This window comes from Paenarthrobacter sp. NPDC057355, assembly GCF_042667405.1.
Classification (GTDB): Bacteria; Actinomycetota; Actinomycetes; order Actinomycetales; family Micrococcaceae; genus Arthrobacter.
The window spans coordinates 73,789-88,167 of sequence record NZ_JBHVAL010000010.1; the positions used below are offsets into that span (position 1 = coordinate 73,789).

At 63.8% G+C, this 14,379-nt stretch carries 12 protein-coding genes; 5 read left to right on the forward strand and 7 right to left on the reverse strand.

Annotated features, from left to right (window positions below; translation table 11 throughout):
* Window positions 1-24: 24 nt before the first annotated feature.
* Entirely contained in the window at window positions 25-2,196 is a 2,172-nt protein-coding gene (locus ACFUOZ_RS12850; RefSeq protein ID WP_377548623.1) for a glycogen debranching N-terminal domain-containing protein, read from the forward strand.
* Between the two features lie 58 nt (window positions 2,197-2,254).
* Here ACFUOZ_RS12850 and hxlA read toward each other — a convergent pair whose 3' ends face one another.
* Together hxlA and hxlB are read right to left on the reverse strand one after the other, a co-directional pair.
* A complete protein-coding gene (gene hxlA / locus ACFUOZ_RS12855) occupies window positions 2,255-2,878 on the reverse strand; it encodes a 3-hexulose-6-phosphate synthase (protein ID WP_377548626.1) in 624 nt (207 codons plus the stop codon).
* Window positions 2,879-2,927: 49 nt separating this feature from the next.
* Window positions 2,928-3,518 carry a 6-phospho-3-hexuloisomerase gene (gene hxlB, locus ACFUOZ_RS12860; RefSeq protein ID WP_377548628.1) on the reverse strand — a complete coding sequence of 197 codons (591 nt, stop codon included), beginning with the start codon at window positions 3,516-3,518 and terminating at the stop codon, window positions 2,928-2,930.
* Between the two features lie 149 nt (window positions 3,519-3,667).
* Between hxlB and ACFUOZ_RS12865 the strand changes: the two genes are divergently transcribed.
* Window positions 3,668-4,933: a LuxR C-terminal-related transcriptional regulator gene (locus ACFUOZ_RS12865; RefSeq protein WP_377548630.1), complete on the forward strand. Its 1,266-nt coding sequence runs from the start codon at window positions 3,668-3,670 to the stop codon at window positions 4,931-4,933.
* On the opposite strand, the gene ACFUOZ_RS12870 is transcribed toward ACFUOZ_RS12865, so the two are convergent.
* Both ACFUOZ_RS12870 and ACFUOZ_RS12875 read right to left on the reverse strand, forming a co-directional pair.
* On the reverse strand, window positions 4,930-6,357 hold the full coding sequence (locus tag ACFUOZ_RS12870; protein ID WP_377548632.1) for a ferredoxin reductase: 1,428 nt from the start codon (window positions 6,355-6,357) through the stop codon (window positions 4,930-4,932). The genes ACFUOZ_RS12865 and ACFUOZ_RS12870 overlap by 4 nt on opposite strands.
* A complete protein-coding gene (locus ACFUOZ_RS12875; RefSeq protein ID WP_377548635.1) occupies window positions 6,354-7,658 on the reverse strand; it encodes an SRPBCC family protein in 1,305 nt (434 codons plus the stop codon). The genes ACFUOZ_RS12870 and ACFUOZ_RS12875 overlap by 4 nt, the downstream gene beginning before the upstream one ends.
* A gap of 169 nt (window positions 7,659-7,827) precedes the next feature.
* On the opposite strand from ACFUOZ_RS12875, the gene ACFUOZ_RS12880 reads away from it, so the two are divergent.
* Complete coding sequence (locus ACFUOZ_RS12880) at window positions 7,828-8,763, forward strand: LysR family transcriptional regulator (protein WP_377548638.1); 936 nt, start codon at window positions 7,828-7,830, stop codon at window positions 8,761-8,763.
* Here ACFUOZ_RS12880 and ACFUOZ_RS12885 read toward each other — a convergent pair.
* The 3 genes from ACFUOZ_RS12885 to ACFUOZ_RS12895 all read right to left on the reverse strand — a co-directional run bounded on the left by ACFUOZ_RS12885 (window position 8,760) and on the right by ACFUOZ_RS12895 (window position 10,716).
* The gene (locus ACFUOZ_RS12885) at window positions 8,760-9,017 is read right to left on the reverse strand and encodes a hypothetical protein (protein ID WP_377548641.1); all 258 of its coding nucleotides are present in this window, start codon (window positions 9,015-9,017) and stop codon (window positions 8,760-8,762) included. The two genes, ACFUOZ_RS12880 and ACFUOZ_RS12885, sit on opposite strands and share 4 nt — an antisense overlap.
* A 2-nt stretch (window positions 9,018-9,019) precedes the next feature.
* On the reverse strand, window positions 9,020-9,934 hold the full coding sequence (pdxS, locus tag ACFUOZ_RS12890) for a pyridoxal 5'-phosphate synthase lyase subunit PdxS (protein WP_377548644.1): 915 nt from the start codon (window positions 9,932-9,934) through the stop codon (window positions 9,020-9,022).
* Window positions 9,935-10,035: 101 nt separating this feature from the next.
* Entirely contained in the window at window positions 10,036-10,716 is a 681-nt protein-coding gene (locus tag ACFUOZ_RS12895; RefSeq protein ID WP_377548647.1) for a GntR family transcriptional regulator, read from the reverse strand.
* Window positions 10,717-10,847: 131 nt separating this feature from the next.
* Between ACFUOZ_RS12895 and purU the strand changes: the two genes are divergently transcribed.
* Both purU and ACFUOZ_RS12905 read left to right on the forward strand, forming a co-directional pair.
* Window positions 10,848-11,765 (forward strand): formyltetrahydrofolate deformylase, encoded by a 918-nt coding sequence (purU, locus tag ACFUOZ_RS12900; RefSeq protein ID WP_377548649.1) that lies wholly within the window; start codon window positions 10,848-10,850, stop codon window positions 11,763-11,765.
* Between the two features lie 45 nt (window positions 11,766-11,810).
* On the forward strand, window positions 11,811-14,303 hold the full coding sequence (locus tag ACFUOZ_RS12905; protein WP_377548651.1) for an FAD-dependent oxidoreductase: 2,493 nt from the start codon (window positions 11,811-11,813) through the stop codon (window positions 14,301-14,303).
* Window positions 14,304-14,379: the final 76 nt, after the last annotated feature.

The window sequence follows — 14,379 nt, forward strand, 5'->3', positions numbered from 1 at the left end:
AGGCTCACGGATAAGGAGCATCACGTGGCTGGATGGAATGCTGACACGGCAGCCGGCCCCCTCGGCTCAGGCACGGTCACTTTGGTTGAAGGCTCATCCTTCTGTATTTCCGCGGCAAACGGGGATATCCATTCGGACGTCCCGCACGGCGTCTTCCATCTGGATACCCGGATCCTGTCCACGTGGGAACTCACCGTCAATGGACAGGTGATCGAACCCTTGGCAGCAGAGACCAGGGAGCCCTACCGCGCCTTCTTTGTAGGCCGGGTGCCCCGCCCCGACGGCCATGCGGACAGCCCGTTGCTGGTTGAGAGGCTGCGTGAGGTAGGAAATGGAATCCGCGAAGAAATTACTGTCCGGAATTATTCCAACCAGGCGACTCAATGCCGCATCCTGCTCTCTGCGGACTCGGATTTTGCTGATCTTTTTGAAGTGAAGGAAGCCCGGATAACGCGCCAATGGACAGAAACGCACCTGCCCGACGGTGATTCCATTGAAATTCGGGGAAAATGGGAGGACATCCGGAAAAGTGTCGTCATTCGCGCCGACGGCGCCGGGGCCGGGTCAAAAGCCCTGGGCTTTACGGCGAAAATACCTGCCTACGGGAGTTGGAGTACCCGCGCCAGCGTAGTGCCGAAAGCGCATGGCACTGGATCGGGGGCTACCTTCACCCACCAGAATCAGGGGGGACTCTCGCCCAGCGACCAGCGCCGGCAGGACTGGGTGGACCGGATCCCCGTTGTGCAACTGAGCAACCGCTCGATCGAAGACACCCTTCGCCGCAGCTACGAGGACCTCGGCGCCTTGCGCATCCAGGACCCGGACCACCCCGAGCGGGTGGTTGTGGCCGCCGGTGCCCCGTGGTTCATGACGTTGTTTGGCCGGGACTCCCTGTGGGCTTCCGAAATGGCGCTCCCCGTGGACCCTTCCCTGGCGTTGGGCACCCTGCGCACCTTGGCCGACCGCCAAGGCACGGTAGTGGATGAGGCCACCGAGGAAGAACCCGGCAAGATCCTGCACGAAGTCCGGCTTGGCGTCTCCGGAGGCCTGGCCCTGGGCGGCAAGTCAGCGTACTACGGCAGCGTGGACGCCACGCCGCTGTTTGTCGTGGTGCTGGGTTCGGTCAGCCGCTGGGGCTTCGGCAAGGACGCCATCGCGTCCCTCCTCCCCCATGCGGACAGGGCACTGGAGTGGATCCGGACCTACGGGGACCGCGACGGCGACGGTTTCGTGGAGTACGGCCGGCCCAACGAACACGGGCTCATCAACCAAGGCTGGAAGGACTCCTGGGACGGCATCAACTTCGCGGACGGCACGCTCGCCCAACCACCGCTGGCGCTCTGCGAAGTCCAGGCCTACGTGCACGGCGCCTATGTGGCGCGCGCCTGGATGGCGTACGACGACGGCGACCTCGCCTTGGCGGAAAGCCTGCGGCAACGCGCGGAAGACTTGAAGAGAAGGTTCAACGAGCAGTTCTGGTTGCCGGACAAGGGATACTACGCCGTGGCCCTGGACCGCGACAAAAGGCCGGTGGACGCTTGCGCCTCCAACATGGGCCACTGCTTGTGGTTTGGTTTGATCGACGAGGACAAGGCGCCTGCCGTGGTGGAGCGGCTGATGTCCCCTGAAATGTTCAGTGGCTGGGGTGTCCGCACCCTCGCCAAGGACATGGGCGCCTACAACCCCGCCAGCTACCACAACGGCTCTGTATGGCCGCACGACAACGCCCTCATTGTTTCGGGCCTGCTGCGGTACGGCTTCGTGGAGGAAGCACAGCGCATCGCCACGGCGATGCTTGAAGCGGCGGAAATCTCCGGCGACCGCTTGCCCGAGCTCTTCTGTGGCTTTGACCGCTCGCAGTTCCGCGAGCCTGTCCCCTACCCAACGGCCTGTTCGCCCCAGGCATGGGCCGCCACCACACCCATCCACCTGGTCATGAGCCTGATGCGCTATGACACCCACATCTCCTTGGGCGGCATCTGGCTCGATCCCGTGCTGCCGGCGTCGTTCGGGGACCTGCACATCCGCAACGCGCCCATGGGCAATGCCCGGATCACGATTGACGCCTCCGGCACCGAAGCCTCGGTCCAAGGCATCCCCGAGGGCCTGACAGTCCACCACGGGCAACGTCCGTGGATGTCGGAGTTGGTCGAGCGGGCGCACCACAGCAAGGAGCCCGGGAAAACGCCCTCGTGAGGACGTCTTCCCGGGCCATCTGGCGGTGGGAGGCCGCAGTTGACTCTGGAACCGGCAGTTACTGGATGGCTGCCTTGAGTTCCTTTGCTGCCAATTCGGGGTCCGAGGCACCGTAGATCGCGCTGCCTGCAACGGCTACGTCGGCACCGGCCAACTGCACCGCGGAAATGGTGGATGCGTTGACGCCACCGGCAACGGAGAACGGCACTCGGGCCTCTTCCCCGGCGTTGAGGAGGCCGCGCAGGTCGTATCCCGGCTGTGCTTGCTCGTCCAGGCCGGCGTGGAATTCGATGAACTTGGCCCCCAGCGCCCTGGCTTCCTTGGCACGGGAAACCTTGTCGGCCACGCCGATCAGGTCCACCACGATGCCCTTGTTGTGGGATTGTGCAGCCTTGACCGCACCGGCAATCGTGGAGTCGTCCGCAGTTCCCAGGACAGAGACCAGATCGGCGCCGGCCTTGAAGGCGATGTCCGCTTCGAGTTCACCGGCGTCCATGGTCTTCATGTCTGCGAACACGATCTTGCCGGGGTGGGCTTCCTTGATGGCGGTGACGGCGGCCAGGCCCTCAGCCTTGATCAGGGGCGTACCCAGTTCAATGATGTCCACGTGCTCGGCTACCTTGCCGGCCAGTTCCAGGGCGTCGTCGATGGTCAGGAGATCCAGTGCAACCTGCAGTTTCATGGTGTTCTACTTTCTTTTGTGGTGTGGCTGGGGAAAAGATCAAGGGCGCTTACTCGAGGTTGGCGTGACGCAACCAAAGCTTCTCCGCCGGCTCGGCCGTGGCTTCCCAGAGGGTTTGGAAAACCGACTCGGTCACCAGGAAAAGGGACTGTTCAAAGAGACTGCCGGAGTATTGCCGGGAGACAGACGAACCGTGGTCGGTCTTTTGCGCAGCCGGAATAACCACCAGCGTGTCGGCCAGCCCTGCCAGGGCGGACGAGGGGTTGGTGGTCACCGCAGCTACCCCTGCCCCGGCCGCAAGTGCGGTCTCGGCTGCTTTGACCACACCGGAGGTGGTCCCGGAACCCGAGGCCACCAGCAGCAGGTCACCTTCTGTGATGGCAGGGGTTGTGGTGTCGCCTGCCACGTGGACCGTCAGGCCCAGGTGCATCAGCCGCATCGCGGCCATGCGAAGCACAAGCCCACTCCGACCGGCGCCTGCCAGGAAGACCCGTTCGGCCCCGCTGACTTTGTCTGCAAGGCGTGCGAGCTGTCCGAAGTCCAGGCCGGAGGCGACGCGGGCAAGCTCGTCGAGAATCAGGGACGCGTTGCCGGCGACACTGTTACTCGAGGTTGTCGTTTGTTCTGCGATGACGTGCACTGCTCACTCCTTTGCGGTAGGTGATGCGGGTATCTGCGGCAATACAGCAATTCTTCCGGCTGGGAAGGGTGGGCGTAATGCCGAAAAAGAGCAGTCTTAGCCACCCCTTTGGGTAGGCAATGATGCCACCCGCCCTCTAGGCTGGATACATGTCGCAGCCCTCAGCCCTCCCCTGGCAGCTTTTGGACGCCGTCGCGGACATCTCCCGAGCACCCCTGTCACGAATAGCCGACAGCCTGCGGACCGCCCTCTCGCCGTACGTCGCAAGCAGCGCGCTGGTGATCTTCACCGAGGACTGCACGGGGCGGCCACAGAAAAAGGCCGGCGCCGAGGAAATCGTCAGCCGCGTCTCCATCCCCGAAATGGACGACGTCCGGGCGGCCATGGACGGGAAGGGGCCGTGGCGTACACGCGCCGTGATTGCAGGACAGGAACGCGACATCCTGGCCCTCACCTACCCACCGAGCAACGCACTCCTCGTTTTGACGGACCCCGTCCCTGCGATGGACGACGAAGCGCTGCGGGTTCTCTCTTACCTCTGGGAACTCACAGCAGCCCGCATCCAGGAGAAAGTCAGCGACGCGCCGCCGTCGTATCTTTTGGAATCCCGGGCCGCGTCCGCGGAACGGATCCGCGTGACAGCGGAACTGGTGGACCAGCACTCCACAACCCTCGAAACAGTGCTGGCAGCATTGCGGTCCAACTCCATGGATGACCATGCGGCACGGGCCTTCGTGACAGACCTGACCGTCAAGGCGCTGATCAGCCTCCGGACCCTGAACGACCGCACAAGCGATCTGGTGGAAGAACCCGTCAGCTCAGCGTTCGAAAGGCTTCGTGAGGACCTCCGGCCGCTGATGCACTTCAGCAACATCGATATCCAGTTCATTGAGCCGCCAGCCAACGGACGGGCCCTCCCGGGAGAAGTGGCCCACGCAGCCAGGGCGGTGGTTCGCGGCCTGGTCCTGGCGATCGCCGAACAACCGGACGTACACCGGGTCCGGGCCCAGTGGGACTGCGACGGGGAGAGCCTGCTGATAAATGTCCGGGACGACGGGCGGGGCGATCTGTCGCCCGATGCCACAAACATGGAACGGCTCCGCCAGAAGGTGCAGGCACTCAACGGCAAAATGAGCGTGGATGTCATGCAGGGGTGGGGAGCGGACATCTCCGTTGCGTTGCCGCTGGATCCACCGTCAGCGCCTGCAGGGGACGTTGCGGCATGGGGCCTGGCCTCCAGGGAACTGGAAGTCCTCCAGTCCCTGGCTGCCGGACAACGCAACCGTGCCATCGCCGCAGAGCTGAACATCAGCGAAAACACCGTGAAATTCCATCTCCGGAACCTCTTCCGGAAGCTGGATGTCCGGTCCCGCACCGAGGCCATTGCGCTGGCCCACAGTGCGGGCCTCCGCTAAGCGTCGATCACCATGTCCGTGGTTGCCGTGGAGCAGCACGGCAGGAACTTGCCGGCGTCGATTTCCCTTTTACGGATACCGCCCTGGTGGTTCATCTCGACCTCGCCTGACAGCTTGACCACCTTGCAGGAACCGCACATCCCTTCCTTGCAGTTGGCGCCGATCCGCACGCCGGCCCGCTGGGCCACCTCCAGGATGTGCTCGCTGGGGTCGATCCGCACATTAACGCCGGTGCGCAGGAAGGACAGGGTGAGGCTTCCGGTTCCCACGGTATCGAAACTCGAAGCATCCGGGGTTTCGGGCGCCGCCTCCGGCGAGGCGACCGGACCGGCGTCGTTGGCTTCCGCAACGGACGTCGTCGCGTCGGCGTCGAGCGCTTCAAGCGGCATGCCCGAAGCCTCCAAGGTGCCGTCCGCGTCGTATCCGGGCTCGTAGAGCCCGAAAGCCGCTGGCTGGCTTTCGAAGTAGTCCTCCGCCGAGTCTGCGATTTCCTCGGCAATTTCCTCTGCGATGTCTGCGGCCAGGGCCACTTCAGCCGCGTATTCGAGGAGCGTCTGGCGGTCACCCGAGAAGAACTCCATGTAGATGGAGGTGTCGTCCACTCCCACCTTTTTCAGGAGCTCCGCGGCTGTGTTCAGGTAGCCTTCGGGACCGCAGGCGTACACCTGTCGTCCGTTGGCATCCGGCGCCACTTCATCAATCATGGCGGCGGTCAGGCGGCCGCTGAGACCTTCCCAGTCCTCGGGCTTGTTGCGGTCACCCAGTGAGTAGAAGACCCGGATGCGCGAGTCCACCGAGGCGATGTACGCCAGCTCCCGGTGGAAGGCGAAGCCGCCCGCCTCCGCACCGTGGTAGAGGACAACGACGTCGGCGTGCCCCGGCAAGGAGTGGACGGTCCGGACCATGGACATGATGGGAGTGATGCCCGCGCCCGCGGCCAGCAGGAGGTACCGGGCGCGCCGGTCGGCGTCGGGCAGGTGGAAGGCTCCCACCGGCCCAAGCATCTCCAGGACCGTACCGGGCTTCACGTTTTCATGCACCCACGGCGAAACCAGTCCGCCGGCGTCGCGTTTGACGCTGATGCTGAAGGTCCAGGGTTCAGTGGGTGAACTGGACAGCGAGTAGCTGCGGTCCACCGGGTCCTGGTCCTCGCCGTTCACGGGGAAGGCGATGTTGACGTACTGCCCTGCACGGAACGCAAGGGGGGCACCGTCGCAGCGGCGGAAGACGAACGTCATGAGGCCGCCCGCTTCAGGTACGGTCTCCACGCATTCGGCCATGAACTCCTGCGGGTGCCACGGTCCCAAGGCACGGGCAGCGCGGGCGGGCGCCTCGGTGCTGCCCATGACACGGTTCCATGGCATCTCAAGGCCGCGGATCCGCTGTGGCTCCTGGATGGCTGTTTCGGTCAGGAGTTCAATCATGCCAAGTGCTCCTGCACGCGCTGCACGTACCAGTTGATGAAGGCCTCAACCTGGTATTCGCTCTTCATGTAGGGTCCGGGCTCGTAGGCCGGGCTTCCTGCACCGGTCTGGCACAGCTCGACGAACGCCTTGTCCTGGATGTTGGTCTGCTTCCAGGTGTAGGTGAGCTTGTCGAGGTCGTAGTCCACACCTTCAACCGCGTCATCGGCAACGAGCCAGGTGGTGCGGACCAGCGACTGGTGTTCGTTGATGGGGAAGACGCCGAACGTGATGACGTGGTCGCCCAGGAAGTGGAACCAGCTGTTGGGCTGCAGGTGCATCGAGCAACGTCCGAGGCGGAAGTCCGGCAGGTCGCCCAGCAGCTTCTTGGAAAGGCGGCGGCCGTCTGGGGAGAATGATTCGCCCTCGCCGTCCAGGGATTCACGGGAGATACGGATTCCGGCGATGCGGGTGTCGAGTTCCTCGACCACTTCGTAGGGCAGGCCGTAACGGCGGCAGCGCTCTTCCAAGGAGGACTGGGCTTCCTTGTTGCGGTCCCACACCTCTTCAAGGTGGGTCGGGATCAGTCCCTCGGTCAGCCCCCAGGTTGGGAAGAGGGAACAAGCGAGCTCCGGGTGCCCATCACAGTGGTAGCACTCACGGTTGTTCTCCATGACGAGCTTCCAGTTGCCCTCTTCGATGATGTTTTGCTGGTAGGCAATCTTCGTCTTGGACAGATCGTGGGGTGCAAGGTAGGGCTCGAAGATCTTGGAGGTCTCGTCAAAATCCGTGGGCGGCTCGTTCGCGATGCACACGAAGATGAGTCCGGCCACCTCGCGGCTGTGGGCGCGCTTGAGGGCGAAGCAGTTCTTGTCGAACTTCGCCTCACCGGGAGCCGAAGCGTGGATCAGGTTGCCCTCCGGCGAGTAGGTCCAGGAGTGGTAGCCGCACACCAGGTTGCCCGTGGAACCGGCAGCTTCGGTAAGGACGCGGGCACCGCGGTGGCGGCATACGTTGTGCAGGACGTTGACTTCGCCGTCGTCGTTGCGGAGGACGATCAGCGAGTACGGGCCGTAGTCAACCGTGATGTAGTCGCCCGGCTCGGGCAGTTCGGCGACGCTTCCGGCAAAGATCCAGTGCTGGCCGAAGATGGCTTCCATGTCGATCTTGAAGATCGTGGGGTCCGTGTAGAAAGGGGCGTCGAGGGAGTAGCCGGTGCGCCGGAACTCGAACAGTGCGCTGATCTCGGCCAGCTGCTCCGCAGGCAATGTCGAGGCGAGTTTTCCGCGTGAATTCAGGGGTGCGTTCACTTGAGCAGTCATGGGTTTCCTCCCGGGAGGCTGGGTAAATGTCTGATTCGTTGGGGCCGCGGATGCATCGTCGCAAGCGGCGTTATCGAAGTCTTCGTAGTAAGAGATTAGGGACGATTGAACTGCAACAAAAGCGCAATATTTAGGAGATAACCCTGCACAATGGGTGCATGATGGTCCCATGATCGATCAGAGGCTGGTTACCCTCCGTGTGTTCGCCCGCTGCGGCACTGTCGGGGCCACAGCCGAACTCACGGGATATTCCCCCTCCGCCGTCTCCGCGCAGCTTCGTGAACTCCAGCGCGTACTGGGAATGCAGCTCCTCACCAAGGACGGCCGGGGCGTGCGGCTGACGGCCACGGGACGCTTTCTGGTCAACGGTTCAGACAGCCTGATTGCCGAATGGGAGAGCCTGCGCGCAGCGGCCATGGAAGCCGGCGACCAGGTGCAGTCACATTTCGGCCTCGGCGGATTTTCGACGGCGGCCGCCCAGTTGCTCGCGCCACTCGCCGCCACGCTGCGCTCGAGCCGCCCTCTTCTGGAGGTGCAGGTTCTGGAGGCAAATCCGTCCCGATGCTTCGACTTGCTGGTGGCAGAGCGCATCGATCTTGCCGTCATAGTTGCCATGCAGTCCGACACATACGGCGAAGACGACCCCCGGTTCGAACAAACCGTCCTCCTGGACGATCCCTTGGATGTCATCATCCCCGGCAACCACCCCTTGGCAGCCCGGCAAACCGTGACGCTCGAAGAGTTGGCATCAGAGCCCTGGATCACGGAGGCCGCGGGGTCCACTTACCACTCGCTGTTCACCGCGGCATTCACCGCCGTCGGCGTGACGCCCCGGATCGCGCACGAGGCCGTGGAGTGGGAAACCCAGATCGCCTTCGTGGGGGCAGGGCTCGGCGTCGGCCTGCTGCCGCGGCTGGCACCCCTGCACAGCGCCGAGAACGTGGTCCGGCTCCGGATTACCGGCAAAGGAAAACCGGCCCGCCGCATCGTGGCGGCCGTACGCAGGGGCAGTATCGCCTCACCCCTTATCAAGGAGTCACTGGAGATCCTGCAGAAGCGGGCGCAGAGGATCCTCACCACCAGGCCCGAGGACGAGGCCCCCTAGGCCCACACCTCGTACCCGGTGGACTGGTCGAAGAGCTTCCGCCGGTCGGCGCCATGCGCTGCGATCCACAGGACGGAGTCATCGGCGGCCGCCTGCTCCACTATCCCTGTGGTCACCCGATCCCCCTTCAGCCACACTTCCACCACGTGGCCCGTCAGCTGGGCCCAATCCTTGCGCAAGGCCCGCCCCTCCGCGGTCCTGGCCGGCTTTGCCTGTTCCGGCTTTGTCTGTCCCGGTTTTGTCTGTCCGAGCACGGCTACCACCCCCGCTCTGCGAGGCGGTGCGGTTGCGGGATTTCGTCGACGTTGATGCCGACCATCGCTTCACCCAGGCCGCGGGAGACCTTGGCAATCACATCGGGATCGTCGTAGTAGGCAGTGGCTTTGACGACGGCGGCGGCGCGCTCTGCCGGGTTGCCGGACTTGAAGATACCCGAACCGACGAACACACCATCGGCGCCGAGCTGCATCATCATCGCAGCATCAGCCGGGGTCGCGATGCCACCGGCGGTGAACAACACCACCGGAAGCTTGCCCGTGGCGGCAACTTCCTTGACCAGCTCGTACGGGGCCTGCAGCTCCTTCGCCGCGACATACAGCTCGTCCTCGGGCAGAGCCGAGAGCTTCGCGATCTCGGCGCGGATCTTGCGCATGTGACCGGTCGCGTTGGACACATCTCCCGTGCCGGCCTCGCCCTTGGAACGGATCATCGCAGCGCCCTCGTTGATGCGGCGCAACGCCTCACCCAGGTTGGTGGCACCACAGACGAACGGAACAGTGAAGTTCCACTTGTCGATGTGGTTGATGTAATCCGCCGGGGTCAGGACCTCGGACTCATCGATGTAGTCCACACCGAGGGACTGCAGGACCTGGGCCTCGACGAAGTGGCCGATACGGGCCTTGGCCATCACCGGGATGGACACCGCGGCAATGATCTGATCAATCATGTCGGGATCGGACATGCGGGACACGCCACCCTGGGCGCGGATATCAGCCGGAACACGCTCCAGCGCCATGACAGCCACGGCACCGGCATCCTCGGCGATGCGGGCCTGCTCGACGTTAACGACGTCCATAATGACGCCGCCCTTGAGCATCTCCGCCATGCCCCGCTTAACGCGGCTGCTGCCCGTGAGTGGAATGTGTTCGAAAAGAGGGTGTCGTATAGTCACGTGATATGCCCCTGATATCCGGGTGATATATTAGTGAGGTCCAGTATGCAATCGAGCCGGGCCGTCGTCAACCACCCAGTCCGCGCTGGAGGGATGCTTAGCTAGGCTGCGAACAGCGCCTGGCGAACCGCCTGCTCGAACCCATTGACGTGAATCCGCGCAAGCTCCGCGGCCTCTTCTTCGTTGCCGTCAATGACAGCCCGCAGCAGGTCCAGGTGCTCGCGCACGTGGTGTTCAAGATTCGGCAACCGGTCCAGCACCATGCACCAGATGCGGGTGGCCAGGTTGTCGTAGCGGATAAGGATGTCCTCGAGGTGAGGATTCGCAGCGGCAGCGTAGATGCCCTGGTGAACGCTGGCATCCAGGCGCAAGGTCTCCACAACTGAAGCCGCTTTGACATCAAAACCCTCCACTGCACGCATGACACCCCGCAGCTGCTCCCTGGTGGCAGCGGACGCAACCCGCGCGGCACGGGCCGCCGCAAGTGGTTCCAGCTGGGCCCGGATTTCGGAGATAAAGGCGAGGTCGGTCACTTCCACCCGTGTAGCGAACGTTCCGCGCCGCGGATAGGTGATCACCAAACGATCGAGCTCCAGGCGCTTCAGGGCCTCGCGGACAGGCGTCCGCCCGACCTCCAGTTCCTTGGCGAGCTGATCGTCATTGAGGATGTCGCCGGGCTTGATATCAAGCATCAGGAGTCGATCACGCAACCGTTCATAGGCCACGTCAGCCAGAGATTTCCTGGTGGCATCGCCGATGTTTGCAAGAGTTCCAGTAGCCACAGCGCCAACTCCTTCTTCAAAACCGGGAAATCTATTGACCTGCCCGGGACACCAGTATACGCTGATTTCCAATCCTAATATATCAGTTCATATCCCAGGAATATATCTAGGCAAACACCTAAGGAGGACACATGACCCTCGTAGCTTCAGACTCACACCTCAGCACTCTTCCAGCTGAACGCGGCCAGCTCAACGGCGAGCAGGCGCAGAAGTTCGTACTCACATTGTCGTGCGTCGAACAGCCGGGCATCATGCAGGCAGTCACCACCTTCCTCTTCGAACGCGGCTTCAACATCGAAGAACACCAGCAGTTCGACGACAGCCTGCGCCAGACCCTGCACCTGCGCACCGCATTCTCCGGTTCACAGAGCTTCTCCCCGGAGGCCCTTGAGGACGAGTTCCGTTCCATCGCCGAGCGCTTCGACATGAAGTTCAGCTTCCACGACGAGACCAAGCCGCGCGTCCTGGTGATGGTCTCCAAGTTCGGGCACTGCCTCAACGACCTCATCTTCCGCTGGCGCGGCGGAAGCCTTGGCGGCGAACTGGTGGCAGTGGTTTCCAACCACGAAACCCACCGGGCCATGGCCGAGGCTGCAGGACTGCCCTTCATCCACGTTCCGGTCACCCCGGACACCAAGGCTGAGGCAGAACAGAAGCTCCTGGACCTGGTAGACGAATACCAGGCGGACCTGGTGGTCCTGGCCCGCTACATGCAGGTACTCTCGGACGACCTCTGCCGCAAGCTCGAAGGCCGTGCCATCAACATCCACCACTCCTTCCTTCCCGGCTTCAAGGGCGCACGCCCCTACCACCAGGCCTACGACCGCGGCGTGAAGCAGGTAGGCGCTACGGCCCACTACGTCACGGCAGACCTGGACGAGGGCCCGATCATCGAGCAGGAAGTCATCCGCGTGGACCACAGCTACGGTCCCACGGCCCTTTCCACCGTCGGCCAGGACGCGGAAGCCCTCGCCCTGTCCCGAGCCGTCCGCTGGCACTGCGAACACCGCGTCCTGCTGGACCAGACCAGCACCGTCGTCTTCCGCTAAGCGCCCCGCACAAGCCCCGCCCGAATCACCGCAGGAGAAACTTTCATGGCAACCACGCCCCGCATTGTCATCATCGGAGCCGGGATTGTCGGCACCAACCTCGCCGACGAACTGGTCACCCGTGGCTGGAACAACATCACCGTCCTGGACCAGGGTCCCCTGAACATGCCTGGTGGTTCCACCTCGCACGCACCCGGACTGGTTTTCCAGACCAACCCCTCCAAGTCCATGGCCCTTTTCGCCAAGTACACGGTGGAGAAGCTCCTGTCCCTGACCGAGGACGGCCAGAGCTGCTTCAACCAGGTGGGCGGCCTTGAAGTTGCCACCACGGAAACCCGCCTGGCAGATCTCAAGCGCAAGCTCGGCTACGCCCAGGCATGGGGCATCGATGGCAAGATCCTCTCCCGTGAAGAGTGCAAGGAGCTCTACCCGCTCATCAACGAGGAAGACATCCTCGGCGGCCTTCACGTACCCACCGACGGACTGGCCCTGGCTGCCCGTGCGGTCCAGCTGCTCATCAAGCGCACCGAGGCTGCCGGCGTGAAGTACATCGGCAACACCGAGGTGACCGGTATCGAGCAGTCCAACCGCCGCGTCACCGGCGTCGAAACTGCCGACGGCGTGATCCCCGCGGACATCGTGGTGTCCTGCGCTGGCTTCTGGGGCGCAAAGGTGGGTGAGCTGATCGGCATGTCCGTACCGCTGCTCCCGCTGGCGCACCAGTACGTCAAGACCACCCCGGTTCCCGCCCAGAAGGGCAAGAACGAACTGCCCAACGGCGCCCGGCTGCCCATCCTGCGCCACCAGGACCAGGACCTTTACTACCGCGAGCACGGCGAGCGCTACGGCATCGGCTCCTACGCACACCGCCCCATGCCCGTGGACCTGGACGAGCTCGGCACGTTCAAGCCGGAGAGCATCAGCGAACACAACATGCCCTCCCGTCTCGACTTCACTCTTGAGGACTTCCTGCCGGCGTGGGAGGCCACCAAGCAGATCCTCCCGGCACTGCGCGAAAGCGAAATCGAAGACGGCTTCAACGGCATCTTCTCCTTCACCCCGGACGGTGGCTCCCTGGTGGGCGAGTCCAAGGAAGTGGATGGCTTCTTCGTTGCCGAGGCCGTATGGGTTACCCACTCCGCAGGCATCGCCCGCGCCGTGGCCGAGCTCCTGGTGGACGGCAAGTCCAAGATCGATCTCGGCGACTGCGACATCCACCGCTTCGAAGAGGTCCAGCTGACTCCCGAGTACGTCAGCGAGACGTCCCAGCAGAACTTCGTGGAAATCTATGACGTCCTGCACCCGCTCCAGCCCAAGCTTTCCCCGCGGAACCTTCGCGTCAGCCCGTTCCACGCCCGCCACAAGCAGCTGGGCGGCTACTTCCTTGAAGGTGCCGGTTGGGAGCGGCCGTACTGGTTCGAAGCCAATGCCGAACTGCTGAAGGAAATGCCGGACGAGTGGCAGCCGCCGGCCCGCGATGCCTGGTCCGGCATGTTCAGCTCCCCCATCGCGGCAGCCGAAGCCTGGAAGACCCGTACCGCCGTGGCCATGTACGACATGACCCCGCTCAAGCGCCTGGAAGTTTCGGGTCCGGGTGCCCTGAAGCTCCTGCAGGAACTGACCACCGGCGACCTCGCCAAGAAGCCCGGCGCCGTCACCTACACCCTGCTGCTGGACGAAGCCGGTGGCATCCGAAGCGACATCACGGTGGCACGCCTGGACGAGAACACCTTCCAGCTTGGCGCGAACGGCAACATCGACACCGCCTACTTTGACCGCGCAGCCCGCCACCAGACGGACAACGGCGGCGCCGAGGACTGGGTCCAGGTCCGCGACACCACTGGCGGCACCTGCTGCATCGGCCTCTGGGGCCCCTTGGCCCGCGACCTCATCAGCACCGTCAGCAGCGACGACTTCACCAATGACGGCCTGAAGTACTTCCGCGCCAAGAAGGTCACCATCGGCGGCGTCACCGTAACAGCCATGCGCCTGTCCTACGTTGGCGAACTCGGCTGGGAGCTCTACACGAGCGCCGACAACGGCCAGCGCCTGTGGGATGCACTGTGGAAGGCCGGCCAGCCGTTCGGTGTCATCGCCGCCGGCCGCGCAGCCTTCAGCTCGCTGCGCCTTGAAAAGGGCTACCGTTCCTGGGGCTCGGACATGACCACCGAGCACGACCCGTACGAATCGGGCCTCGGTTTCGCTGTGAAGATGACCAAGGAGAACTTCGTCGGCAAGGCCGCCCTGGAGGGCCGCAGCGAGGAAACCTCCAAGCGCCGCCTGCGCTGCTTGACGGTCGACGACGGCAGGAGCCTCGTGTTGGGCAAGGAACCGGTGTTCTACAAGGACCAGGCGGTTGGTTACGTGACCAGCGCGGCCTACGGTTACTCGGTCCGCAAGCCGATCGCGTACGCCTACCTGCCCGCAGCTGTCTCACTGGGAGACTCCGTGGAGATCGAGTACTTCGGCCGCCGAATCCAGGCGACCGTCACCGAGGATCCGCTGTACGACCCCACCATGAGCCGCCTCCGGGGCTAGTCGGTCCTGCTGCCGCACCCGCGGCCCCCAGACACACGGCCCGGACCCCCTTTCCCTCGCAACCGGGTCCGGGCCG